Source organism: Bacillus sp. LBA3-1-1.1, from assembly GCF_040676495.1.
GTDB classification, from domain to species: Bacteria; Bacillota; Bacilli; order Bacillales; family Bacillaceae_G; genus Bacillus_A; species Bacillus_A nitratireducens.
Window position 1 is genome coordinate 106,351 of sequence record NZ_JBEGIB010000006.1, and the last position, 26,456, is coordinate 132,806.

General features: G+C 34.4%; 22 protein-coding genes, 3 pseudogenes and 1 riboswitch. Of the genes and pseudogenes, 10 read left to right on the top strand and 15 right to left on the bottom strand.

What is annotated here, in order from left to right; all coding sequences use genetic code 11:
* Positions 1-5 precede the first annotated feature (5 nt).
* The 3 genes from MRBLBA3_RS07240 to MRBLBA3_RS07250 all read right to left on the bottom strand — a co-directional run bounded on the left by MRBLBA3_RS07240 (position 6) and on the right by MRBLBA3_RS07250 (position 4,306).
* The gene (locus MRBLBA3_RS07240) at positions 6-797 is read right to left on the bottom strand and encodes an endonuclease/exonuclease/phosphatase family protein (RefSeq protein WP_044739883.1); all 792 of its coding nucleotides are present in this window, start codon (positions 795-797) and stop codon (positions 6-8) included.
* Positions 798-801: 4 nt separating this feature from the next.
* A complete protein-coding gene (locus MRBLBA3_RS07245) occupies positions 802-2,439 on the bottom strand; it encodes a PTS transporter subunit IIBC (protein WP_000705548.1) in 1,638 nt (545 codons plus the stop codon).
* Between the two features lie 202 nt (positions 2,440-2,641).
* Positions 2,642-4,306, bottom strand: coding sequence for a glycoside hydrolase family 13 protein (locus tag MRBLBA3_RS07250; protein WP_001044712.1), 1,665 nt, complete (start codon positions 4,304-4,306; stop codon positions 2,642-2,644).
* Between the two features lie 243 nt (positions 4,307-4,549).
* On the opposite strand from MRBLBA3_RS07250, the gene MRBLBA3_RS07255 reads away from it, so the two are divergent.
* Entirely contained in the window at positions 4,550-5,884 is a 1,335-nt protein-coding gene (locus MRBLBA3_RS07255) for an FAD-binding oxidoreductase (protein WP_363380445.1), read from the top strand.
* 36 nt (positions 5,885-5,920) lie between these two features.
* Here MRBLBA3_RS07255 and MRBLBA3_RS07260 read toward each other — a convergent pair.
* Positions 5,921-6,409 (bottom strand): annotated as a pseudogene (locus tag MRBLBA3_RS07260) (HAMP domain-containing protein); the annotation flags it as partial.
* A gap of 209 nt (positions 6,410-6,618) precedes the next feature.
* On the opposite strand from MRBLBA3_RS07260, the gene MRBLBA3_RS07265 reads away from it, so the two are divergent.
* The 3 genes from MRBLBA3_RS07265 (at position 6,619) to MRBLBA3_RS07275 (ending at position 9,043) form a co-directional block, all read left to right on the top strand.
* Positions 6,619-7,341, top strand: coding sequence for an amino acid ABC transporter ATP-binding protein (locus MRBLBA3_RS07265; RefSeq protein ID WP_000616933.1), 723 nt, complete (start codon positions 6,619-6,621; stop codon positions 7,339-7,341).
* A 121-nt stretch (positions 7,342-7,462) separates the two neighbouring features.
* Positions 7,463-8,257 (top strand): ABC transporter substrate-binding protein, encoded by a 795-nt coding sequence (locus MRBLBA3_RS07270; RefSeq protein ID WP_363380448.1) that lies wholly within the window; start codon positions 7,463-7,465, stop codon positions 8,255-8,257.
* A gap of 93 nt (positions 8,258-8,350) precedes the next feature.
* Positions 8,351-9,043 carry an amino acid ABC transporter permease gene (locus MRBLBA3_RS07275; RefSeq protein ID WP_000461539.1) on the top strand — a complete coding sequence of 231 codons (693 nt, stop codon included), beginning with the start codon at positions 8,351-8,353 and terminating at the stop codon, positions 9,041-9,043.
* A gap of 50 nt (positions 9,044-9,093) precedes the next feature.
* On the opposite strand, the gene MRBLBA3_RS07280 is transcribed toward MRBLBA3_RS07275, so the two are convergent.
* Positions 9,094-10,179 (bottom strand): fatty acid desaturase family protein, encoded by a 1,086-nt coding sequence (locus MRBLBA3_RS07280; protein ID WP_000661218.1) that lies wholly within the window; start codon positions 10,177-10,179, stop codon positions 9,094-9,096.
* 582 nt (positions 10,180-10,761) lie between these two features.
* On the opposite strand from MRBLBA3_RS07280, the gene MRBLBA3_RS07285 reads away from it, so the two are divergent.
* Complete coding sequence (locus MRBLBA3_RS07285) at positions 10,762-12,288, top strand: FAD-dependent oxidoreductase (RefSeq protein WP_363380453.1); 1,527 nt, start codon at positions 10,762-10,764, stop codon at positions 12,286-12,288.
* Positions 12,289-12,396: 108 nt separating this feature from the next.
* On the opposite strand, the gene MRBLBA3_RS07290 is transcribed toward MRBLBA3_RS07285, so the two are convergent.
* Together MRBLBA3_RS07290 and MRBLBA3_RS07295 are read right to left on the bottom strand one after the other, a co-directional pair.
* The gene (locus tag MRBLBA3_RS07290; protein WP_001214900.1) at positions 12,397-13,179 is read right to left on the bottom strand and encodes a nucleotidyltransferase domain-containing protein; all 783 of its coding nucleotides are present in this window, start codon (positions 13,177-13,179) and stop codon (positions 12,397-12,399) included.
* A gap of 111 nt (positions 13,180-13,290) precedes the next feature.
* Entirely contained in the window at positions 13,291-14,400 is a 1,110-nt protein-coding gene (locus MRBLBA3_RS07295) for a PRK06851 family protein (protein ID WP_000147457.1), read from the bottom strand.
* Positions 14,401-14,549: 149 nt separating this feature from the next.
* Positions 14,550-14,662, top strand: a riboswitch (SAM riboswitch).
* A gap of 85 nt (positions 14,663-14,747) precedes the next feature.
* Between MRBLBA3_RS07295 and MRBLBA3_RS07300 the strand changes: the two are divergent.
* Positions 14,748-15,380: pseudogene (locus MRBLBA3_RS07300) on the top strand (cyclase family protein).
* Between the two features lie 26 nt (positions 15,381-15,406).
* Here MRBLBA3_RS07300 and MRBLBA3_RS07305 read toward each other — a convergent pair.
* The 7 genes and pseudogenes from MRBLBA3_RS07305 to MRBLBA3_RS07335 form a co-directional block, all read right to left on the bottom strand.
* Positions 15,407-15,790, bottom strand: coding sequence for a hypothetical protein (locus MRBLBA3_RS07305; RefSeq protein ID WP_000424118.1), 384 nt, complete (start codon positions 15,788-15,790; stop codon positions 15,407-15,409).
* A gap of 229 nt (positions 15,791-16,019) precedes the next feature.
* Positions 16,020-17,247: pseudogene (locus tag MRBLBA3_RS07310) on the bottom strand (ATP-binding protein).
* A 145-nt stretch (positions 17,248-17,392) separates the two neighbouring features.
* The gene (locus tag MRBLBA3_RS07315) at positions 17,393-18,658 is read right to left on the bottom strand and encodes an S-adenosylmethionine decarboxylase related protein (RefSeq protein WP_363380456.1); all 1,266 of its coding nucleotides are present in this window, start codon (positions 18,656-18,658) and stop codon (positions 17,393-17,395) included.
* 243 nt (positions 18,659-18,901) lie between these two features.
* Positions 18,902-19,570 (bottom strand): hypothetical protein, encoded by a 669-nt coding sequence (locus MRBLBA3_RS07320; RefSeq protein WP_001004264.1) that lies wholly within the window; start codon positions 19,568-19,570, stop codon positions 18,902-18,904.
* A 178-nt stretch (positions 19,571-19,748) separates the two neighbouring features.
* Positions 19,749-20,192, bottom strand: a complete 444-nt coding sequence (locus MRBLBA3_RS07325) for a spore coat protein (protein WP_363380459.1) — start codon at positions 20,190-20,192, stop codon at positions 19,749-19,751.
* A gap of 21 nt (positions 20,193-20,213) precedes the next feature.
* Positions 20,214-20,747, bottom strand: coding sequence for a spore coat protein (locus MRBLBA3_RS07330; RefSeq protein WP_363380462.1), 534 nt, complete (start codon positions 20,745-20,747; stop codon positions 20,214-20,216).
* Positions 20,748-20,995: 248 nt separating this feature from the next.
* Positions 20,996-21,235, bottom strand: coding sequence for a helix-turn-helix domain-containing protein (locus MRBLBA3_RS07335; RefSeq protein ID WP_002029523.1), 240 nt, complete (start codon positions 21,233-21,235; stop codon positions 20,996-20,998).
* A gap of 182 nt (positions 21,236-21,417) precedes the next feature.
* Between MRBLBA3_RS07335 and MRBLBA3_RS07340 the strand changes: the two genes are divergently transcribed.
* Positions 21,418-21,786, top strand: coding sequence for a hypothetical protein (locus MRBLBA3_RS07340; RefSeq protein WP_000235488.1), 369 nt, complete (start codon positions 21,418-21,420; stop codon positions 21,784-21,786).
* A 264-nt stretch (positions 21,787-22,050) separates the two neighbouring features.
* Here MRBLBA3_RS07340 and MRBLBA3_RS07345 read toward each other — a convergent pair whose 3' ends face one another.
* On the bottom strand, positions 22,051-23,100 hold the full coding sequence (locus MRBLBA3_RS07345; protein WP_088009612.1) for an NAD(P)/FAD-dependent oxidoreductase: 1,050 nt from the start codon (positions 23,098-23,100) through the stop codon (positions 22,051-22,053).
* Between the two features lie 320 nt (positions 23,101-23,420).
* On the opposite strand from MRBLBA3_RS07345, the gene MRBLBA3_RS07350 reads away from it, so the two are divergent.
* The 3 genes from MRBLBA3_RS07350 to MRBLBA3_RS07360 are packed head-to-tail and all read left to right on the top strand — an operon-like array spanning position 23,421 to position 26,431.
* A complete protein-coding gene (locus MRBLBA3_RS07350) occupies positions 23,421-24,338 on the top strand; it encodes an iron-hydroxamate ABC transporter substrate-binding protein (protein ID WP_000732562.1) in 918 nt (305 codons plus the stop codon).
* A 48-nt stretch (positions 24,339-24,386) separates the two neighbouring features.
* The gene (locus MRBLBA3_RS07355) at positions 24,387-25,427 is read left to right on the top strand and encodes a FecCD family ABC transporter permease (RefSeq protein ID WP_363380465.1); all 1,041 of its coding nucleotides are present in this window, start codon (positions 24,387-24,389) and stop codon (positions 25,425-25,427) included.
* Positions 25,424-26,431 (top strand): FecCD family ABC transporter permease, encoded by a 1,008-nt coding sequence (locus tag MRBLBA3_RS07360; protein WP_044739869.1) that lies wholly within the window; start codon positions 25,424-25,426, stop codon positions 26,429-26,431. The genes MRBLBA3_RS07355 and MRBLBA3_RS07360 overlap by 4 nt, the downstream gene beginning before the upstream one ends.
* The last annotated feature ends 25 nt before the right edge of the window (positions 26,432-26,456 follow it).

A 26,456-nucleotide genomic window follows, 5' to 3' on the forward strand; every position in this document is an offset into this window, starting at 1 on the left:
TTCTATTATATGTCTAATTGCATCTCTACACCGAAATGATCTGAAATTACATTTCGGTTTGTGCCATTAAAAATAACTTTTGAAGAATGAACTGTTTTACTTTGGTTACACAATATTAAATCGATTCGCAAATTATGTTTATTTTCATCCCAACCAGCAATTTCACCTTGGACAGTTGTTCCTTCATCCTTCTCTATCGCTAGTTCATATGTGTCATATAAACCTTTTTGCATCATATACTCATAACCCTCTCCTTCCAAACGAGCATTGTTATTAAAATCACCCATTAAGAAGGAAAGTTCATTACTATTTACACGCTCCATTAAACGATCAACTTGGTCTTTGAATGATTCTTCTTCATCATTCCACCAGCCAAGATGGCAAGAATAAAACGTTATATTCTTATCATTATAAGCAATTGTTGCACTTACAATTTTGCGTGTTTTCCAATACGTTGTATCCTTATTTTCTGAGATAAAGAACGTATCTTCCTTTACAATGTTGTGCTTTGTTATAATTGCTAATCCTTCCTCGTACACATCATATCCAATATGAGAGAAATCCCAAATAATATTGTATTCTTTTACATTTAATGCTCTTAACTCTTCTAGCAGTAAAAGTCCAAAATTATCTTTTTTCTTGTTACCGCATACATTTTCAGCTTGTATAGACTGACTTACTTCTTGCAATGCGATCACATCATAATCTTCTTCTTGAATTACTTTAGCAAGATACTTTATTTTTTCAATTTGATTCTCTTCTTGCCAAGAGTGACAATTTAAAGTTAGCAATTTCATATTATTACGCACCTAACATATCTTGAATGTCTGACTTTAATACGTCAGCTTTCGGGCCATATACTGCTTGTACACCTTTATCTTTTACGATAAGTCCTAAAGCACCATTTTGTTTCCATTGTGCTTCTGGTGCAACAACATCTAAATCTTTTACTGTTACACGTAAACGTGTCATACAAGCATCTACGTCAGCAATATTTTCTTTTCCACCTAATAAATCGATAACTTTTGTTGCTAATGAACCATCTTGTACATTTCCTGTTCCTTCTGATGCCTCATCTTCATTATCAATATAGTTACCCGCACGACCTGGTGTTGGTAAATTGAACTTTTTAATTAAGAAGTTGAATAATGTAAAGTTAAGACCGAAGAACACTAATGAAACGATAACGAAATTGATTAAATCTCTTGTTAAACCTGCGTTAACCATCATTGGTGTACGAGTAATTAACTCAATAAATCCGAATGCGTGAACACGTAAGTTAATTAGATCTGCTAATGCGAATGCAAGCCCTGTTGTAATTGCATATACAACATATAATACTGGAGCAATAAACATGAACATGAATTCGATTGGCTCTGTTACACCTGTTAAGAATACTGCTAATGCTGCTGATAAGAACATTGGTTTATATTTTGCACGTTTTTCTTTATCAACATTACGGAACATCGCAAACGCAATCCCCATTAACGCTGCTGTTGAGCCGATAACTTGTCCAGCTTTGAAACGAGCTGGTACAACGTTATTTAATAAATCGTTATATGCTTTCGTATCTCCATTTGCTAGTAAATTATTTAAGTCTGTAATCCATGCAAGCCATAATGGATCTTGTCCTGCTACAATTTGTCCAACTTTTGAGCCAGTTAACATCGTATATGTTCCGCCTAGCTCTGTGTAGTTCATCGGAATCGTTAACATATGATGTAATCCAAATGGTAATAATAAACGCTCTAACGTTCCATATACGAACGGTGCAACAACTGGCGCACTATCTTTAGATGCTGCAATCCAGCGACCGAATTCATTTAATCCACTTTGGATGAACGGCCATAAAAGTGATAATACAATTGCAGTGACTGTAGACCAAACAATTACAACGAATGGTACGAATCGTTTTCCATTAAAGAATGCTAATGCCTGTGGCAGTTTATTATAGTTATAATATTTGTTATATAGAGTAGCTCCTAAGAAACCTGTGATAATCCCTACGAAAACTCCCATGTTTAATGCTGGTGCACCAAGTACAGAAGTAAAGTAATCTTTTACAACTAAATCTCCTGCTAATACTGAAGAAACTGTCGCTTTTGAATCCGCTAACATTTCAGCGTTTACGCCAAATATAGCTCCTGTAATTCTGTTTGTTAAGACGAATGCTAACAGTGCTGCAAATGCACCACCTGCGCGATCCTTCGCCCAAGATCCCCCAATTGCTACTGCGAATAAGATGTGTAGATTTGTAATGATTGCCCAACCGATGTCTTCCATTACGCGAGCGATTGTATGAACTGCGTTAATATCCCCAGCAGACATCCCAATTAACTTACCGATAGAAATCATTAAACCAGCTGCTGGCATTACAGCTACAACAACTAATAATGCTTTCCCGAACTTTTGCCAAAAATCAAAAGACGTAATTTTCATCTGTTCTTCCTCCCCTTTATTTATAACAAAATAATGATTTAAATTATAATTTCTGTTTCTCTTATGAAAACGATTCCTCATGTTACTTTTTTCTCTTTACGCAACCGTTTTCATAAATCTATTTTAATAAAAGCGTTTTCACTTTGCAATAGAAATTTATTTTTTTTCATAAAAAAAGATGCTCTAAGAGCATCCTTTTTTATTATGAAATGCGATAAACCCTTGTTTCATAAGGTTTTAACGTGATTGAAGTTACTTGTTCATTTTCCGCAACTTCATAGTTATTTAAAAGCAAACGTTTGCGTTCTAGTGCAAATGAACCCTCATTATACACAGCTTCCTCTTTTGAGATATTACTAATTACAATGACTTTTTCATCCTGTAACGTACGTGTATACGCATAAATTTGTGGATCGTCCTCTAAAAGTAAATCGTACGTACCATAATTCAATACATCGTGCTCTTTTTTCAAGGCAATCATTTTCTTATAGAAATTGAAAATAGACTTTTCGTCATTTTTTTGCTTTTCAACATTAATTTCTTTGTAATTTGGATTCATGCCAAACCAAGGTGCACTTGTTGTGAAACCAGCATTCATCTCATCGTTCCACTGCATAGGTGTACGTGAATTATCACGGCAAGAAGCCCATATAATTTCCATCATATCTTGATGTGATACACCTTCTGCAATTTTCTCTCGATATAAATTTTTAATTGCTACATCATCGTAATCTTCAATATTTGGTAACTGAACATTTGTCATACCAATTTCTTGTCCTTGATAAATAAACGGTGTACCGTGCATAAAGAAATACATCGCTCCTAGAGCTGTTGCACTTTCACGCCAATATTGTTTATCATCTCCCCACGTTGAAACGATACGTGGCTTATCGTGATTCTCGATGTATAAAGCGTTCCATCCTTTATTTTCTAATCCTTTTTGCCATTTCGTTAATACTTTTTTCAATCCTATAACATCAAGGTCTTTCTTCTTTTCTGCATCCCATAAGCTTAAATGTTCAAACTGGAATACCATATTGAATTTACCTTGTTCTTCTCCAACCCAAAGCTCAGCATCTTCAATCTTAACACCATTTGCTTCACCAACAGTCATAATATCGTACTTAGAGAATGTGTTTTCTTTTAACTCTTCTAATAAAGGTTGAATACCGTCCACATTCATATGTTTATCAAAAGATGGTACATATTTTAATTCTTTTGGATTTGGCATATCCTTGAAGCCATCTTCTTTTTTAATATGGCTAATTGCATCAACACGGAAACCATCAATCCCTTTATCAAGCCACCAATTAACTGTATCGTATAACACTTCACGAACTTCTTTATTCTCCCAGTTTAAATCTGGTTGTTTACGTGAGAATAAATGTAAATAATATTGTTCTGTTACTTCATCATACTCCCATGCCGAACCATTAAAAATACTTTCCCAGTTGTTTGGTTCCGCACCATCTTTACCATCATGCCAAATGTACCAATCACGCTTCGGATTGTCTTTAGATGAACGAGATTCAATAAACCATGGATGTTCATCACTCGTATGATTAATAACTAAATCAATAATAAGCTTCATGTCACGCTTATGAACTTCATCTAGTAAAGCATCAAAATCTGCCATTGTACCAAACTCATCCATAATATCTTGATAATCACTAATATCATAACCATTATCATCATTAGGCGACTTATACATTGGACAAATCCAAATTACATCTATACCTAAATCTTTTAAATAATCCAGCTTTGCAATAATACCTTGTAAATCTCCAATACCATCACCATTTGAATCCATAAAGCTTCGTGGATAAATTTGATAAGCAACTGCTTCTTTCCACCATGTCTTATTCATACTAATTCTCTCCTTTTGCATCCCATCGGAATTTTATGCAAACGTTTTCGTAACACTATCATAACAAAATATGAATAGTTTGCAACTGTTTTCATTGAACTCTATGTAGATTCCTTATTCTTATGCTTTATTTATTTCTCGCCAAGGCAAATCTCATTCTTCTCCTCTCCTTGTCCACGCGTATTACAGACCTTTTTCATATATTAATAAAAAGCCTGAATTATTTTAGGAAGGAGCTATAAATTGAAACATACAAAATTAACCGGTCGTGTCGTCGTACCTTCAGATCCTGACTATGGCGTGGCCCGAATGAATTTAAATTTAAGTATTCCAAAACTCCCTTGTATTATTGTTTTTTGCCAAAATAAAAATGATGTGTGTAACGCATTAAAATGGGCTCGTGAACGTCATATACCATTTCGCTTAAGAAGCGGACGTCATAGCTATGAAAATTTTTCTCTTTTAAATAGAGGACTTATTATTGATGTGAGTGAAATGCATCGCATTACTGTTAATACAGATAAATTAACAGCAACAATTGAAGCTGGTGCAAATCTTGGCACTGCTTATAAAGAGCTTTGGAATTATGGTGTTACAATACCGGCTGGTACAAGTGCAAGTGTTGGAATTGTTGGATTAACACTTGGCGGTGGTATCGGTATGCTTTCACGCTTATTTGGATTAACATGTGATCAATTAGTAGAAGTTGAAATGGTACAAGCGTGCGGTAAATTTGGCGCAAAAATCATTCGTGCAAACGAACAAGAAAATCCTAACTTGTTTTGGGCGTGCCGCGGTGGTGGTGGTGGAAACTTCGGAATTGTTACTTCTTTAACTTTTCGAGTACATCCTATAAAAAATGTATCAATCTTCTCAATTACATGGGAATGGGATGATTTTATCGCTGCATTTCAAGCTTGGCAAAACTGGGCGCCTTATATAGACGAACGGCTCACTTCATCAATTGAATTATTCGCAAAGCAACGAAATAAAATTGAAGCACAAGGTGAGTTTGTTGGCTCTCCCTCTGAACTCCATTCCTTATTATCTCCTCTTCTTGAAACTGGTACCCCCTCTCTCTTTATAGATGAAGTTCCTTATATAAAGGCTGTTGAATTTTTTAACAGTGGTAACATCCCTGAAAACTTCAAGCGCTCCGGTTCATACGTATATAAACCTATCCCTCTTAAAGGCATTCAAATCATGCAATATTTTCTTTCTCATGCACCAAATAAAGATGCGAGTATTTGGCACCAATCGCTCATAGGTGCTGTAGAAAACATTTCGCCTAATGAAACAGCTTATTTCCATCGTAAAGCAATTATTGCGCAAGAATACATTACCTCTTGGAAATGCGATGATGAAGAAAATCAAAATATACGCTGGGTTAAAGATTTAAGAGAGAGCTTAGATCCTTATACACTAGGTGACTATGTCAATTGGCCCGATATCGACATTAAAAATTGGCAAACTAGTTATTATGGCCCTAACTTTCAAAGATTGCGTAAAGTGAAGACAGCATATGACCCTTGTAATGTTTTTCGTTTTCAACAAAGCATTCCTCCTTTCCATATGTAAAAAGGAAGAACAGAATACTGTTCTTCCTTTTTACATCGAAAATCGTTCAATCGTTTGTTTCAAATCAGCTGCTTGCTTCGTTGCTTCTCCTGTTTGTTTTCTAATTTTCTGAACTTGATTATTTGCATACAAAAATGTAGTATCAATATTTTTTACCATACCTCTTAAATTTCCTAGCATCCTATTAAATGCAACACTTAAAGACTTAATTTCATCATCCATCTTTGGTAATGGGACATCTTCCCGAATATCACCCTCCGTCGCTTTCCTTGCAGCTTCTTCCAACTTCCGAAGTGTTTTAATTAAAAAAATTGCTGCTCCATATGCTAAAATTCCAGACCATACTACACCTAATAACATAACGATAATATTATAAACAGTTTGACTTACATAACTTTGAAAATAATCATATATAACGTAAATAAAAAATAAACTTGTTGAATATGTAATTAAAGCTAAAGCTGTCGTAAATAGCATAGGCCGTATACGTAAACCAAAGGAAAATGTTTTCCTTTCTTTTTCCATCTCTTCTTTCCCCTTCTTATAAGCAATATAAGTGCTATCTATATATTGTCATCCGTATTTTCGATATAGAAAGGTATTGAGATTTTAAAAATCATAATTTCCTTGAATATCAAATCTCGCCAAAAAAATAAAGGATTCTGACAATTTATGACTAATTACAGGAATAAGGGGCAACATTTGTAAAATATATTTTTGACTGGGGGTTTTGTATGATTCAAGTTCGAAATCTAGTAAAATCATTCGGTTCACTTGATGTTTTAAAAGGAATTGATTTAGAAGTAAAAGAAAAAGAAGTTGTTGTTTTAATCGGTGCCAGTGGTTCCGGCAAAAGTACATTACTTCGCTGTCTTAACTTTTTAGAAATGTACGATGAAGGTGAAATTCATTTACAAGGTGAACGAATTGATCCAAAGCATTCAAATTTAAACAAAGTCCGTGAAAATGTCGGTATGGTTTTTCAGCACTTTAACCTCTTTCCTCATATGACCTCACTAGAAAACATCACAGAAGCACCTATTCACGTAAAAAAATTAGAGACAGCAAATGCAAGGGAAATTGGAAACCAACTCCTACAAAAAGTTGGCCTACAAGATAAAGCAGATGTAACTCCCCACCTCCTTTCCGGTGGTCAAAAACAACGAATTGCGATTGCACGAGCTCTTGCCATGAATCCTAAAATTATGCTATTTGATGAACCTACCTCAGCTTTAGACCCTGAACTTGTTGGAGAAGTGTTGCAAGTTATGAAAGAACTTGCTGAAGAAGGAATGACAATGGTTATTGTTACTCATGAAATGAATTTCGCAAGAGATGTAGCTGACCGCGTCATCTTTATGGATGACGGGAAGATTGTGGAGGAAGCTCCTCCCGCACAATTCTTTTCAGCTCCATCACATGAACGGGCCAAGCAATTTTTACGCAACGTTTTATAATGTAACTTCTGTTTCAAACGAAAAGAAATACAGTCATACGGCGCACAACTAATCATCCAAATAAAATATCTCGATAACATACTTAAAACCATCCGTATGATCAATATATAGGAGGGGTTTTATGAAAAGAAAACTATTAACTATTGTTGCGAGTATTACACTGTGTACATCCTTCATACTAGGAGCCTGTAGCAAGGAAAGCTCTACTACTTCATCTAATGGTGAAAAGGAATTTCGTTATGCGATGAGTGGTTTATACAAACCTTTTAATTATAAAGAAAATGACGGAAAGCTTGTCGGTTTTGATGTAGAAATAGGTGAAGCTCTCGCGAAAAAGATGGGAATGAAACCTGTTCCCGTTACAAATCCATGGGAAACGTTAATTCAAGGTCTACAATCAAAAAAATATGATGTGATATTAGGAAGTATGGCCATTACAGAAGAACGATTAAAAGCTGTTAGTTTCTCAAACCCATATTATCGCTCTGGGGCCCAGATTTTCGTAGCTAAAAAGAATACATCTATCTCTTCTCCAGAAGATTTGAAAGGTAAGAAAATTGGTGTTGTAAAAGCCAGTACCTTTAAAACTCTTGTTGCAAAACATACAGATCAAATTACAGAATATGATAGTGATATTACTGCACTTATGGACTTAGAACCTGGACGTGTTGATGCAGTGATCACTGATCAAATGGTTGGTCTTCGAATGATTAAAGAAGGAAAATCAAATATAAAAGAAGCTGGCAAACCATTAAACCTTGATGAAATGGGAATTGCTATTCGTAAAGATGATAAAGAAATGGTTGAGAAAGTAAATAAAGCTTTAGATGAAATTATCAAAGACGGCACGTATGAAAAAATTAGTGAAAAATGGTTTGGGCGTAATATTCTTGGAGAAGAGGAAAAAACGAAGTAAGTTAGCTATTCAAAGATTTCACAAATGATGCCCCACTTTCCATGTGGGGTATTTCATTCCCTACTAAAATCCATACAATATGAGGTGACACATATGTTTGAAATTTTTATCTCTACCTATCCCACACTCTTAAAGGCTACTATAGTCACATTACAATTAACACTAACATCCCTATTACTCGGTTCAATAATTGGATTACTAGTCGCTTTTTTTCGAATCTCTAACAATAAAGTTTTAAATAGTATTGCTCATGTATATATCGCCATTATTCGTGGTACACCTTTAATTGTTCAAATTGCCATTCTCTATTTTGGGATTACATCCGTTGTTGTTTTTACCCCTTTTTGGGCAGGCGCAATTGCTTTAGCAATTCATAACGGTGCATATATTACTGAAATTTTCCGAGGGTCAATTCAATCCGTTGACCGAGGACAATTAGAAGCCGCTCGCTCTTTAGGTATGCCTTATCCTTTAGCGATGCGCCGTATTATATTACCACAAGCATTTCGCCTATCGCTTCCTCCTCTAGGGAACCAATTCATCATTGGATTAAAAGATTCTTCACTCGTTGCTTATGTAGGAATGTCCGAATTATGGGGATCAGGTTTATCCATTGCCGCAGGTAACTTCCAACAATTAGATACATATATAATCGTTGGTGTATATTATCTCGCACTTGTTCTTCTATTCACTTACCTTGTTAATCTTTTAGAAAAACGACTACAACGAAAAGAAACTAACTCTATACAAGTCAAGGCAAAGAACAAAAAAGAAGTTTCTTTATAACAAAAAGCAAGCTCTAAAAGAGCTTGCTTTTTCATCGTAAAATATATCTATTATTGATTTACTTTTTTAATACTCTCTTTTTCCTCTATATGATCCTCACGATATGAAATATTATGAGGGTCTAGTCCATTTCCTAAAGAACCATAGAAATGCTCCCTATGCGGATCAACTAATTCACTTCCTTGATAATACACACGTGGTGTATTCCATAGCGCTGCCAAAGCTTTGGTCATTGGCATCTCATGATAGCGTTCCGGCCACATTTCTTTAATTTTATCTTTTACTAACGGATAGTATTTAGAGCTCATAGCAGGAAACAGATGATGTTCCGTATGATATGAGAAATTGAAATGTAAAACGTCTACCCAGCGCGGCACTGTTACTGATAAACAGTTTGCTAAAGGATCATTTACTGGAACAATTGGATTTAAGCGGTGATTTGTTGCGATATATGCCATTACAATGAAGTTAGCAATTAACAACGGAATCACATATGCAAATAACCATTTTCCAGGTCCCATAATAAACAATAAACTAATCCAAACTGTCCAAGGCAAAAGAAGTTGAAGCCATACAGATTTTTGATTGGATGACTTAAATTCTTTTATAAAATGAAAGAACATTCGAGTCGAATGCAATGTAAATTGAATTGTTAATGACAGAAAACTAAAGAATGAACGTACATGAAGAGGCATACGATATACCCAACTCAGAAACTTACTCTTTTTTAGCTTCTCAAGTGTCGGCCATGCATCTGGATCATTCTCTTCATGCTGCGTATGAACATGATGCGTTGCATTATGCCACTTTCTCCAAAGTTTAGGGCCTGTTGATAATGGCATAAATGCAATCGCGCCTAAGAAATCACGAAGCCATGCCTTTCTTACAACAGTTCCATGTAAAATTTCATGTCCTAAAAACCCAAGTGAAGCAAAACATAATCCAAGAACAATCGCAATTCCTAGATTAGCCCACACATTCAATTCAAATACACCAATCGATATTAACCCCGCCAATGCCACAAGCAAATAAGCCAGTCCACCAAATAAACGAGTAGGAACTGGTTTAAATGCTTTTTTCGGCAAATGTGGTGATACACGTGCTGCATACCACCCAAACGTATGAAGCTCCTTCATCCTTTTGCCCCTTTCTTATGCCGCGCCTTGCGCAACTTACATATATCAATTCTTGCTTCCAGATTGATTTTACTAGGTGATTAAAAAAGCATCTATTATAAGGAAAATATACTCACTCTATCGTCACTTATTTTTTCGCTTTTATTATTAATGAAAAACATTTCTCTTTTTACTCTCTATCAACCTTTCCACATGATGAATCATAACAATAGAATTTCTATATTGTCAACAACTTTTATGACCTAGTAATAAAAGTTGGTTATATTTTTATAATTATACTTTATTTCACTAAAGAAAAAACATAGATTTCATAAGGCTTTATCCGCTATATATACACATCCACTTAAACATCATAGACTCTATCCTATTCAAGAACTCTCTATATAATCAACAAATCGAATCATTTGAATTGAGCTTTATATAAATCCTACTTCTTCATACTGCCCCTAATAAAATAATTATATTAAAATAATTTTATCTTTCGTTTAATAAAAATAGAATGCTACGAAAACAACATACATGAATTCCATATAATATGGAAATATTAAAAGGAAAATTGTTCTAATTTAGGAGGTTTCCAAAATGACAGATGACACATTTCCACAGTTACCATCATCCTATTGGATTGAATCTACTCAATTGCCTACTTTTCCTCATCTATCCGAAAATATAAAGACAGAAGTTGCTGTTATCGGCGCTGGCATTACAGGCATTACCACCGCCTATTTACTCGCTAAAGAAGGAATGAAAGTCGTTTTAATTGATTCCGGCTCTGTTTTAAATGGAACAACTGGGCATACAACCGCAAAAGTAACAGCACAACATGATCTTATTTACGACGAATTAATAAATCATTTCGGTGTTGAAAAGGCCAAGCTTTACTATGAATCAAATAATCATGCTCTACAATTCATAAGTGGCACTGTGCAAACATATAAAATCGACTGTAATTTCACAAATGAAGATTCGTATTTATATACAACTACCGATAATGGCCTGCGAAATTTAACGAAAGAATATGAAGCCTATCAAAAATTAAATATTCCTTGTGAATATGTTCAATCCCTGCCGATTCCTATTCCCATACAATCTGCACTTGTGATGAAAAATCAAGCGCAATTCCACCCCCTCCTTTATTTAAAAACACTTTTAGAAAAGTTTGTGGAGATGGGCGGAAAGGTTTATGAACAAACAACAGCTATTGATGTGGAAAAAGGAGATTATCCACAAGTAATTACAAAGGGTGACCATCGCATCACTTGTAAATATATTGTCTCTTGTTCACATTTTCCCTTTTATGATGCTAATAGCTTTTTCTTTACGCGAATGTATGCAGAACGCTCCTATGCTCTCGCAATAAAAGCAAAAACGGATTATCCGGGCGGCATGTATTTAAGCATCGATGATCCAAAACGCTCCTTACGTTATATGACAAGCAATGGAGAAAAGTTGATATTAATTGGCGGAGAGAGCCATAAAACAGGACAAGGAATTAATACGATGCTTCATTACGATGCACTATATTCCTTTGCTGAAGCTACTTTTGGAGTAGATGAAGTTCCCTATAGATGGTCAGCACAAGATTTAATCACTCTAGATAAGCTTCCTTATATCGGACATATTAACGAAAGGAATCCAAATATATTTGTTGCAACTGGATATCGCAAATGGGGCATGACAACAGGAACTGTTGCAGCTCATTTACTGAAGGACTCCATTCTAAAAGTTCACAGCCCATATAAAGAGCTGTTTGCACCATCACGCTTTCATGCAAACCCAGATATAAAAACATTTCTCTCTCAGAACATTGATGTTGCTAAACATTTAATTGAAGGGAAAATTGAAACCGCATTACGTAAACCAGAAGATCTTGAAGTTGGCGAGGGATCTGTTGTACATGTCAACGGTAAACGAGCAGGTGCTTATAAAGATAAAGAAGGAAAATTACATATCGTCGACACCACTTGTACGCACCTTGGCTGTGAAGTTGAATGGAATAACGGTGATTGTACGTGGGATTGCCCTTGCCATGGTTCCCGTTTTTCAATTGAGGGCGACGTTATTGAAGGTCCTGCAGATCAACCATTAAAACGAGTTGATAACGAATAGACAATGCAATATAAATTGGCATGGAATTTTTCACTTATCCTCATTTGCGGGTCTTATTGCAGCTATATCGGTTTTCTTTACTCCTACAAAATAAAAAAGAGCACAAACTCACTTGTGCTCTTTTTCATATACTTCAAACAGCATATCTCGAAATAGTGTATTCAAACTCTCAATATCGATCCCCAATCCCTTTTTAATTCCTTTCACATATTGTTGATAATAATTAATTTGTTCCTCTAAAAATTGATTCAACACATTAATTTTCAATCCAATATCTAATTCAGTACCCGCCCTTTTCTTTATTAGTAGCTTTTCAATTTCATTCAATACACTACGCTCTACTGATAGTTCCGTAATTAACCGGTCAAATTCTACTGGGGGCAATGTCCCTTTCTCTTCTAGCCATTTACAAGCTAAAATAGGACGTAATACATAAAAGTACTTTTTCAACTTTACATTCTCACCTTGCAAAAATTCACGATAATTTTTCGACGCCATATGTAAGTAATGATATATCGTTGCTTTTGGATCGAAATTCTTTTCACTCATTTGTTGAAGTTGCTCTGGAAAATTAGAGTTTTTCGAATAAAAAATTGGTGATCGAATCCACTCAAGTAAAGCTGGATTTGACTTTGCGAATAGCTGCAAAGCCTTTTTAATATCCCAGCCACTTATATCTAAATCATCACTAATCGGATATTCAATTACATCTCGTTTATCATGAATTGATAAATACCATTCTACTGGATGTATATAAACAAACCTAACATCATAATCACTATCTTTCGATGGAAATCCCCAAGCACGACTCCCTGATTCCACTGCAAATAAAATTTTCACATCATTCTCTTGTTCAATTCTTTCTAGCTCTAATTCAATTCTCCCTCTCATTTCATACCATCCCCATTTTTTGATTATTTCCTTGGAAATTCGACAAATATATTACTAATTTTACTACATACTAAAATAACTGCCAGAAATTTTCTGACAGTTCAATAAAGCCTACTTTCTCTTTTCAATTACAGTAGCGGTAATTCGTTCAAACTCTTTTTGAATTTCCTCTTTATATGCATCCACTTTTGAAAAATCCATAGCAGCAATATAAATTCGTTCTAATTTATCACGAACTGATTTCGCTTTTGCCAAGAAAGACATCGCCTCATTCATTTTTGCCTTATATTGAATGGAAACGTCACGAATTTCTTTAGCATATTTTTCATCCGTCCCTGGTGTAACAATAAGAGCATACATATCTATAATCTCATCACCCACGCGACTTGGAAAATATTCATGTGGTGCGGTACTATCAAAAATTGCAAATCCTAATTCTCTTACAATAACCATATCAAGACTATTCGGATCAAATCCGCAATGATATACTTCAACTTCAAACCCTTTTTCTTCTGCTGCCTGCGCTAACTTTTTGAGCATTGTTGATTTTCCTGAACCAGGGCGTCCTTTTATAAAATAACGATGTGGTAATCCTTCTGTTAAATTAGGAACGAAATCAACTGCTCCTTTCGGTGTAGCAGCTCCTAAAAACCGATGTTTCACAATCGATTGTTTCCCCTTTTTATCTGTAAATAATTTCTGAATCAACTGATCTGTTAGTTCATTTGCTTTGTTAAAATCAATATTATTAATATATATTTTCTCCCACTCATCGTGTATAACTAATGCCTCTTTAAAACATCCGTAAGCAGATTGGAAAGCCTTGCTCGCTTCTGATACAAATCGTTCAATTTCTAACTTCTGCTTTCTTAATTTATCTGAGTCCCAAGCAACTCCTAAATTAATATACTCTTCCACAACCCCTGGCATTTTGGGCTCAATAACATGCGGTGATGTTCCATCAACAATTCCTACTTTTAATTTTGGGATAATCACTCCATCAACTGACTTATTATCAGAAGAACAATGCAAAAGTTCAATATCATATCCTTTTTCAGCCCATTCACGACCTATTGCCTTTATTAAAGAAGATTTCCCAGTTCCTGGACCACCCTTTAAAATAAACAACCTGTCTAGCCCTTTTAAATTCTCTTCGTATAAATTATGAAATCCTCTAGCTGTATTTCCACCGGCATAATAATTCAATACATTACCTGTCACTGCACTCACTCCTTCGCAGCATTCTATTTACATAAGCTACAATATGCGAGCAACTTTATTTGGGTGAATACCTATTTTGTATTGCACTAAAAAAAGGAAATGAATTACAATTCAAATATTTAAAAATCAAAATATTAAAACTAAATATTCCTTTATCAAGAGAGGCAGAGGGACCGGCCCTTTGAAGCCCAGCAACCTCAGTTTATACAAACTGAATAGGTGCTAATTCCTGCAAAATGCAATGCATTTTGCAAGATAAAACTTAACCATTGTGTGCAAAGCTCATCTTTCTTGATTATGAAAGATGAGTTTTTTATATTTTAAAACATATATTGGAGGTATTCAAAATGAAAGTAATCGACCTATCACAAACATTTGAAAACAATATGTCTCAATTTCCTGGAACGCCAAAAATCCAACTAGAAGCAATTACAAACGTTGAAGAGACGGGCTATCAAGTTACAGATTTTCATTCTGTCGTTCATGTAGGTACACATCGCGATGCCCCTGCGCATTTCATTTCAGGTGCAACCACTATCGATCAATTACCCCTAAAGCAATTTGTAGGTGAGGCCGTTCTTATCGATGTAACTCATATTCAAGAGAGAAGGTTACCTAAGGAAGTATTGCATAATACCGATATAAAAGAAGATGATATTGTCATTTTCCATTCCAATCTATCTAATAAGTGGAATACAGCCGCTTATTAGATAGAAGCGTTTTATCTTTCCGAAGAATTAGCTGAAGAACTGGTTCAATTAAAAGTAAAATCAGTTGGTTTAGATTTTATTTCTCCTGATGAGGTAACGACAGAAACATCGCCGATTCATCACATATTACTAGGGAATAACATTTACTTAATTGAAAACTTAACAAATCTAGATGCTATTAAAGCGAAACGTTTCTTTTTCTCGGCAGCACCTTTAAAAATTAAAGATAGTGACGGTGCTTTCGCAAGAGCATTCGCTGTTATTTTTTAAACACGGCCTACAAAAAAAAGCAAAGATCACTTTTGACCTTTGCTTTTATATTTTTTATTTAAGTTTAAAAAGAATTGTTCCACTCTTGGGCGTAACCAAGCTAAATAATCTTTATCTCTCTTCTTTGTACAAGCTATCTCTTCTCCATCCACCATTTCGACAAGTTCTAGCTCTAACAATTGCCTCGTAAATGCTACCATATTTACGTCTTCGGCCGGATACTCTTCTTTTAATTTCTCCTCTATTTCTCCCAATAAAAAGCCGTCACGCATCATTGCTAGTGCATCAATCCAAAGTGGCGGCATTTCATATGTCTCTCCTGTAATCGTATCTTTTACAATATAATTCTTTTGCTCTTTTCGAAATTGAATTGTGTGTAAACATACAGTTGAATTTAATGTTAATTCCATCATACCACCCCTTTCATCATATCTGCATAGAAAAAAGGATGCGCGTGCACCCCTTCTTTTCTTTTCATAACACTACCGAACCGTTACACGAGCTAAAAGCTCTATGTCGATATTTTCCTCCATTATAAACGAAGTGTTTTATAAAAAAAACCCTTCTTGAAACATTTTATAAAATGTTTATATTTACACAACAAGAACACTTTTCTGAAAAATAATTTCGTCTAATGTACTACACTGTTGGTAAATAAATTTCCACTTTCGTTCCTACGCCCATACTACTTTGAATCGCGATACTCCCTTGATGTTCTTCAATAATTTTATATGTAATCATTAGTCCAAGGCCTGTACCATTCTCCTTTGTTGTGTAAAAAGCTTTTCCGATCTTTTCTATTTTCTCATTTTCTATCCCAAAACCTTGATCTTCAATAGAAATACACAAATTCTCTCCAGCTTTTTTATATGCACGAATCTGAATATCCCCACCCTTTGGCATCGATTCTATTCCATTTTTGATAATGTTTAATAACACTTGTTTTAATTGTTTATCATCACCATTTATAACGGGTAAATTTCCATCTACTTGCAAATGAAATTTCACTTTATATTGAGTCGCATAACTTTCCATTAACTGTACAACATATAAAAGGATTTCCCGTATATTACACCATTCATAATTTGTTGGTTTCGGTTTTCCTAATAACATCAATTCACTAACAAACTCATTAATTCTCTCAATTTCTTGCAGCATAATCTCATAACTCATCGTATCTTCAAGATTTCTTTCCTTTTGAATTTGTGTAAATCCTTTTAAAGCTGTTAATGGGTTTCGAATTTCATGAGCAATTGTTGTAGACATAGTCCCAATAACAGCTAAATTTTCGGTCTCTTTCATATTGCTCATCATCTCAACAACTGTTCTTACATAAGACTGGAAACGTTTTAACAGAGAATGTGAAATAATACAAAAGAATACACATAAAACAAGCGGAATCACAATTTTTATATCTTGCAATAACAGCGTGAAAAATACATATTTTCCAATTACACTACAGGAAACAAAATAAAAATATTTTCTATTCACGAAAATCGGTGCAAATAAAATTAAAAATATTTCAACCATATTTCCATTTTCAAAAACACGATCACTGTGTAAATAAATCATTAAGTTATTAATAAGGTCAATAAGCATGTACCCAATTAAAAATAAATATTTTACAAAATATACATAGCATTGTTTTTGAAGGTATATCGAAATAGGAAATAAGGATATTACTAATATATATACGCCTATTCCCATACCACCTTCTGGCCACCCTATCCTTGCTTCATTAATATTCATAGCGGGATAAGCGAAATAATAGATAATGTCATATGAAAAGAATATAATATAGAATAATAATATAAATACTTTTTAAAGCTTCTCTTTCTTCATAAATCAAGCTCCTGTATTTGTTCATATAAAAACTCCTCTTGATCAATACCAACAAACATTTCAAATGTTATCCCTTTAAATTATAATTATGAAATTGCTTTCAGGGCAATATTAACCTTCTAATGCTAAAAAGGAAGGAGATATACACCTCCTTCCTTTTTAGTCACATTTTATATCATTCTTACCCTATCATGTAGTAATCCATCTGTAAAATCATTATGCCCTACTATAAAATCCTTCATATATAAATTTAAATATTCCCCATACTTACTTTCAGTATTTAATAATAATTCTTCTACATAATAAGCACCTTGTCCAAAAGCATCTAACAGTAAACTACATAAGCCAGCATAAATTCCACACCCTACTTGGAAGTAAGTCGCATTTGTTTTATATTTTTGAAAAACTTGGCTACTATTCATTACATTATACATGTATGTCTCGCCATTTTCATAAACGAGTAACACACCGACTAAATCTTCTCCTACAATATCTTCTTCTGCTGGATTAAATACTTTACGATTCCAATTCCATAAATCTTCTACTTTATCTAAGTTCTGTCTAATTAAGTTTGTTGTATACTCATTGATCCGATAAAGAAAACCAACTTCCATATTAAAAGATTTCCCCAAAATTAAAACTTCTTCATGCGGCATTAAGCAACCGTAAAATTCTTTTTCACCTAACTTTACCTTATACTCTGAAGCATATACATCCTCATAAAAGTAAAGTGGACGATGATGACTCATATACATAGGATAACTCCATATCGCTTCATCAAGAAAACGCTCTACTGCCCATGATGCATAAAGTGTATGAGGTTTTATTAACCCTTTATCACTCAAAAACGAAGTATCATGTTCTACAATATAGCATGCTCGTGGCTTTTCATTTGGACGTTCTTTCATAAGCTCAACAACCATCCATTGAACAACACCAGGATTCATACCTGATCCTATAATCGCTCTTGTATTTGTAAATGTTTCTTTCTCCTTCTCAAACCTCGTATACCTTTCCGTAAGCTGAAAACCAAGTAAACTATCGTCTTGATCTACTGCCTCATTTTCCAAAGCCGAATTAATGTAACAAATACCAAGGTCATTACAACAACTCAGTACCCTAATTGTATCTGCGCCTGAAACATCAATAACAACCTTCGTTCTTTTTTCTTTTAAATGTTGTTTAAATTTGACTACATCTTGAAGATTTATTTCATATAAAAAAAATTGCTCTTTCAAATTTGGAAACAACTCATCATAATAACTTTTATCTTTTTGTTTTATATCCACCAAATGAAAATTCACATTCTTTATGACGTCATAAATTGGATCTTTTTCATTTACTACCGCTTGATTCAAAATTGCTAACACTGCTTTTGCTGCTCCACCAGCACTGCCAAGCAACGTAATCGAAAACGAATTTGGAAACTGCTCCACAAATAAAACCCCTTTAATAAATTAGTTAAGCAGCACTTACTCAAAAAGTGAATTGAATACAACAAAAAGTAGCTCGTACATCTTTTTTTATAATGTAGTACAAGGTTACCTCTTTATAAGTAAAAACAGGAACATACTTATATATTCAATTCACTTCCCCCCCATATCCAAATAACGGTAAAAAAACAGGCTCGACCTTTTCTTCCACATATATAAAAGAAAAAGCCAGCCCTTTAAACTAGCTTACGGACAATGGACAGATTTCACATGTTGAATATTCACATACATTTTTGCGTCACGTGCTTTTAATATTTCAATATGTCCTTCATCAATTTTCGCCATCTTTCCGATTTTGTTATATTCCTCACCTAAATCAAAAACCATAATTTTCCCAGCCATTTTAATAAGCTGTTCTTCAAATGTTCTAGCTAAAGTAATATTTAATGGATTTACGGGGAGTTCATTTTTGTTGAGGGAATAAGGTACTTGGTTCTCTTTATAAGGAATTAACCATTTCAAATGCTTTAAAGATATATATACCGTTTTATAAACCGGGCTATAAAAAACAATATAATCGTTCATTACACTTGTAACATAACCGTGTATTGGAGCATTTCCTGCCACATAAATTTCTGTAAAAATCCCTTTAGATGTGCTTAATACTTTCCTCAAAGAAATTGAAGGTGATTCTCTCTTAATTACAGAGTCCACATCTGGTTTTAATATTTCTTCATCATGCCCTCTCAAAAATTTATAATATTGGACATGGTATAAAGATATATATACATAGTCTTGTCCATTGTAAAGAACTACAATATCATTTCCTACATCAATTAATATACCTCTAAACCTTTTTTCACCGATTAATTTAACGTATATATTTTCCCCAATGTTCTTGTTTAACTCATTCATCTATATCCTCCTTTCTATGAAATTGCGCTTTTCTGTCTTCCATTTCAAAAAAATAATCAGGGGCAATGTTCTGTCTTTTAATAGTAAGAATTCTTTTTCATATACCGCGAAATTATTGCAGCGAAATATGAAATCGTTCTTCACTTTCAATCATAATGCCCCTCTTATTTATTAAACATTATTCTTCTTCATTCTTTTTACTTTTAACTACTTGACTCACACTCTTAATATGAGAATTAATTACATAAATGACCTCATCACCGTTTACTAGTGTAATACTTCCATCATGTATATCACTTAATAAACCTTCCACACACTCTGGCCCACCACGATTAATCTTTATCCATTTATACTTCAAGTCATTTAATACATCTAAAAAAGTATCTTCATCAGCATAGAAACATGAACCATATTCTCCTTGTGCTTCTTTCACTTTCCTGACTAGACTCTTCACATGTTTCAGCTGATAATACACTAATTCTCCATTTGGTAATTGTAGTGTAAGATAATCTTTTCCTAACAATAACAGTACACCTACTCGACTTTCCGGTCCGCGAAGATTTACTTTTACATTCTCACCGACTAAACCTTTGATTTGATCACAGCATACTACACTCTTCAAGTTCATACCCTCCTTTCTGTATTATCTTCCTCTACTTGATTGTCTTAGTGCACGAGCTCGACTTGAATTATTGCTGTTTTCATTACTTTTCTCATCGCTACTCTCATCACTACTCTCATCGCTTTCTCCACTTACTGGTGCATTATAATTAACACTTTTAATATGAGATAGTGCAATTAATACAACTTCTTCTTTTATAATTAACGTTACATAATCGCTAGAAACATCTTGTAAAATACCTTCAATTTTCTCTGGACCACCACGATTAATTTTCACCCAGCGGTATTTGAATCCTTGAAGTAGCGTTTCAAAGTCTTCTGCAGCGTCTTCTTCCGCCCCTCCAGAATCAGCTATTCCACCATCTTTCGTATTTTTTGTAATGCTTTTCAGATGGCGAAGCTGGTAGTAATGGTACTCTCCTTTTTCATTCTGTAATACGAAGTAGTCCGCATATACTGATACTATTGCTCCTTTTTGAGATTCTGGTCCACCTCTGTTTATTCTTACATAAGATCCAATTAAATCTTCCAAAAAATCCCAATTAAATAAACTCACGAGAAAACCCCTTCCATTAATTTATAAGCTTTTGCACTGATAGTATATGTATCTGTACAGGTTATGTTCGCTATGTTTGTCCCCGCTATGAAAAAATATGCTTTTAACTAATAGTACTAATCCCTATAAAATCTTCTTTCCCTTAAAGTAACTCTAAGTTTTTGGATGACTTTTTCATCCCTTAATATAAAAAGCCCCCGTATTAAGATACATTTCTGCATATCTTAATACGGGGGCTTTTTATAAATTTAATCTTCGTCTTTAACATCCATATCTTCTGGAATTGGTTCGTTTAATATTTCTTCCACTAACTGCTTATATTTCTCCATTTGTTCTAAATGTGTATTAAACTGTTCCTTGTTTATTAAATATTGCTCTCCATCAAACAGTGCACGAATTTTCTTTTGCTGAATTAAGTCTTCAACATACGATTTTGGTAATTTCAAATACTCCGCAGCCTCTTCTATCGTTATATACAATGTGTTCATTCCTTTATTATTTTTTCATATATATACTGTATCTTACTTTATTTTTGTAAACAAATAAAAAAGATTTTGTAAATACAAATTAAAAAGCAGGTAGATGCATTCCATATATTGTATAATAGTATAGTAAGTATTTTTTTAAATATAGAATGGTATTACCCATTTACACAAAGGAGAGTTAACATATGGCTACTCGTCACATCATTACAATGTTAGAAAAAACATTACGAGTTGAAACAGACAACACAATTTCTCATCTATCTAATTCTTTATCCGATCGTATTCTTTCACAAAGTGCAGCAGTACATGAAAACAATTGCTATCATACAATTGGCGAATGGTACAAAAATCATTTCTTATTCCAACAAGATGATTTCCTTTGGGCTAAATACGTTTTCTATGACGCATATTGTGAGGCTATAAAAAAACAAGGTCATCTTACAAAACGCGTTCGCCAAATATTAGAATCATTAGCTCGAAAACACGGAAAACAATACATTGCGTCTATACTAAATATGCCATTTCCTAATGAACAGGAAAAAGGGACAGCATAAACCAATCCTAGATTCATTGTTTTCTAGAGAGATTACAAATAAAACGTTCATGTCACATGAACTAATGAAACCGGTGTCATTATCATGATTGAAAATATAGTAAACAGGAAAACCCCCACTTACATCTCTCATCTAATCGAATAGAGAAGTAAGTGGGGGTATACTTGTTCCTTTATCCCGCTATTTGTGGGAAATAAAAGCCCGATTGGTGCGGGCTGATAATCAGTGGGGGGATGGCCCCCCACTAATTAAAGTTTCACCTTATTATTTTATCATCTGCTTAATCAATTCTCGATTCCTCTTCTTAAATACTTCATTATGAGAAGAAACCATTCCGTACTCACTTGCATCTGGTTGAATAAATTGTTTCGCTTTATTCACAGCATTTCCAGCATCTTGGAATGCCCCTGCAATTAAATGTAATTTTCCGTCATGCTTTAAAATATCTCCAGCAGCATATAATCCGTCTACCGAGGACTCACTATTTGCATTCCCTGCAATAAAGTAATTATCTACAATTGCGACATCTAGCTCACTATTTTCCAATAATGTAATGTCACGTTCATATCCATGATTAATAATAACTTCATCGATAGATAACTGAGAAACCTCTCCCGTTTCATGATTTGTTAATTCTACATATTCAATCGTTTCATGGTTATCACCAGCAATTAATTTTGTAATCGATGTATTAAAGAAACATTCTGCTGAACTATTCATAAGTTGTTTGACTTGTGCCTCGTGACCAGATAATTCTTCTTTTCTATATGTTAAATAAACTTTTTTCGCGATTGGTTCTAATTCATTCGCCCAATCAATTGCAGAGTTCCCTCCACCTGAAATAATTACCGTTTTATCTTTGAAACGTTTTAGCGATTTAACTGTATAATTTAAATTTGAGACTTCGAATCTCTCCGCACCTTCAATTGACAACTTTTGTGGATTCAATATACCACTCCCAGTTGCGACGATCACTGTTTTTGAAAAATGTTCTTCTCCATTGCTTGTTTTCAACGCAAAAATACCATCTTTATTACGAATAATTGATTCTATTTTTGTATTCAATACAACTTCAGGCTGAAATGTTAATCCTTGTTGTACAAGTTGCTCAATTAATTTCTCGCCAGTAACCGGTAATAATCCGCCAATATCCCAAATCATTTTCTCCGGATAAACATGTATTTTACCACCTAACTGTGGTTGAAATTCTATTATTTTCGTTTTCATCTCTCTTAGTCCACTATAAAAAGCTGAATAAAGCCCCGCAGGCCCTCCGCCTATCACGGTTACATCAAACAATTCTTCTTGATTCATTCGTGTTCACTCCTCAGCTATTAGTCATTGATTATCATTCTCAATAAAATATAACCTGTTTCCGCAAAATTTACAATCAAAATTACTATTGACAATACACCTATATAAAATTATATTATTTAAAGAATCAATAGTGATAATCATTATCAATTTGTTAATTATTAGCAACTGTGAGATTACATCTTCTCTCATTAATATGGTCAATACTATATTGTGAAATCTCATATTCAAGACTTTTGTATTACCACTACTCTTTCAAAGAGATTGCAGTTAAACAATTTATTGTATATCACATATCATCTATCCAAAGGAGAAAGACGATGAAAAAATTATTTATTTCACTAACAGTTCTGTTCGTCCTTGTTATGAGTGCTTGTAGCAATGGTTCAACAGACAAGAAGAACGACGCAAAAGGTAAGAAGTCAGAAACAATTACATACCAATCTGAAAATGGTAAAGTTGAAGTTCCAGCAAATCCACAACGTGTTGTTGTCCTATCATCATTCGCTGGTAACGTAATGTCATTAGGTGTAAATCTTGTTGGGGTAGATTCATGGTCTAAACAAAACCCACGTTTTGATAGCAAGCTTAAAAATGTTGCTGAAGTATCAGATGAGAATGTTGAAAAGATTGCAGAATTAAATCCAGATTTAATCATTGGTTTATCCAATATTAAAAATGTTGATAAGTTAAAGAAAATCGCTCCTACTGTAACATACACTTACGGAAAAGTTGATTACTTAACACAACACTTAGAAATCGGTAAATTATTAAATAAAGAAAAAGAAGCAAAAACTTGGGTTGATGATTTCAAGAAACGCGCACAAACAGCTGGAAAAGACATTAAAGCTAAGATCGGTGAAGATGCAACAGTTTCTGTTGTTGAAAATTTCAACAAACAGCTTTATGTATACGGCGAAAACTGGGGCCGTGGAACAGAAATTCTTTACCAAGAAATGAAATTAAAAATGCCTGAAAAAGTAAAAGAAAAAGCTTTAAAAGAAGGATACTACGCATTATCTACTGAGGTATTACCTGAGTTCGCTGGTGATTACTTAATCGTAAGTAAAAACAAAGATACTGATAACTCATTCCAAGAGACAGAATCATATAAAAACATTCCAGCAGTAAAAAATAATCGTGTATATGAAGCAAACATGATGGAATTCTATTTCAATGATCCACTTACATTAGATTTCCAGCTAGACTTCTTCAAGAAGAGCTTTCTTGGTCAATAATACAAACATGAGGAATTCTTAATTTAAGAATTCCTCTTCCTTTATTCTATGAAAAGAAAAGATGTGAAACGAATGACAAAAGATCACGAAAATCCACGTTCCATGGCTTTTACATACAAATTAATTTTGAGTATCATTGCATTCTTTCTTATTTTTATGTTCGCAATGGTGTTAGGTGCTGCAGATACTTCTATAAAAGATGTATGGTTAGCACTCACTTCCTCCTCTAAAGGAGACAAAATATCTATTATTCGCGAAATACGTTTACCACGTGAAGTTGCCGCTATTTTTGTAGGAGCTGGACTTGCTGTTTCTGGAGCAATTATGCAAGGATTAACACGAAATCCGCTTGCAGACCCTGGATTATTAGGGCTATCTGGTGGAGCAAATGCTGCACTTGCACTAACACTTGCTTTCAATCCTTCTATAAGCTACCTTTACTTAACACTAGCTTGCTTTATCGGTGCTGCAATTGGCGCTATTATGGTATTTGGAATTGGCATGGTGAAAAAGGGCGGACTTTCCCCTCTTCGAATTGTATTAGCTGGTGCTGCAGTTTCAGCATTTCTACTTGCAATTTCAGAAGGCGTTGGCATTTACTTTAAAATTTCACAAGATGTATCACTTTGGACGGCTGGAGGCGTAATTGGAACGACTTGGAGCCAATTAAAAATTATTATTCCTGTTATTTCAATAAGTATATTTATCGCTATTTTACTTGCAAGGAAATTGACAGTCCTTAGTTTCAGTGAAGAAGTTGCTGTTGGACTTGGTCAAAAAATTATCGTCATTAAAACGATTTTATTTATCATTATTATCTTGCTTGCTGGTGCTTCTGTAGCACTTGTCGGAAACATGGCATTTATCGGCTTAATGATACCTCATATGGTTCGTCCAATCGTTGGACCAGACTACCGTTTCGTTATACCGATGTCAGCGATTGCTGGTGCTTCCTTTATGCTGCTCGCCGATACAATCGGACGTACAATTAACGCTCCGTACGAAACACCAGTTGCTGCAATCGTCGCAATTGTAGGATTACCATTCTTCCTATTCATTGTACGTAAAGGAGGAAGAACTTTCTCATGATGCAATCTATTCTAAAGAAACAACGTCTTATCATACTCGCATTACTTATACTTATCATCACAACTATTGTAATTGGAATGGGGCTCGGTTCTGCCGCCCTCTCCTATGACAGGTTAATCCCAACGCTGATGGGACAAGGTACATTTAAAGAAGAATTCGTTTTATATTCTTTACGACTACCTAGAATTGTTATTACATTATTAGCTGGTATGGCTCTCGCTTTATCAGGGGCTATCCTGCAAGGAATTACCCGAAATGATTTAGCTGAACCTGGTATTCTCGGAATCAATTCTGGAGCTGGTGTTGCAGTTGCTGTTTTCTTTTTATACTTCCCAATAGACGTAGGTTCATTTCTTTACCTACTACCAGTCGTTGGATTTATCGGTGCGTTTCTAACAGCTGTTCTAATTTACGTATTTTCATATAGCAAATCCACAGGCCTTCAGCCAATACGCTTAACATTAACCGGTATCGGTTTTTCATTTGCACTATCTGGAGCGATGATTGTCCTTATTTCATCCGCAGATCGTATGAAAGTAGACTTTATTGCAAAATGGATTGCCGGAAACATTTGGGGGGATGACTGGACATTTGTTTTAGCAATGCTTCCATGGCTAATCGTATTAATCCCATTTGTCTTCTATAAAGCAAATCGATTAAATATACTAGCACTAAACGAGCCAGTCGCAATCGGTGTTGGAATTGAAATTGAAAAAGAACGAAGATATTTATTAATCGCAGCCGTTGCACTTGCTGCCGCTGCTGTTTCCGTAACAGGAGGAATTAGCTTTATTGGACTAATGGCTCCTCATATCGCAAAATCTTTAGTAGGTCCAAGGCATCAAATCTTCATGCCAATCGCCGTTTTAATCGGCGGATGGTTATTGCTATTAGCAGATACAATCGGAAGAAACATCGTTGAGCCTAATGGCATCCCAGCAGGTATTGTCGTTGCTTTAATTGGTGCTCCTTACTTTATGTATCTGTTGCTTAAGAAAGCATAAAGAAACCCCCTCAAGATTTTTTCTT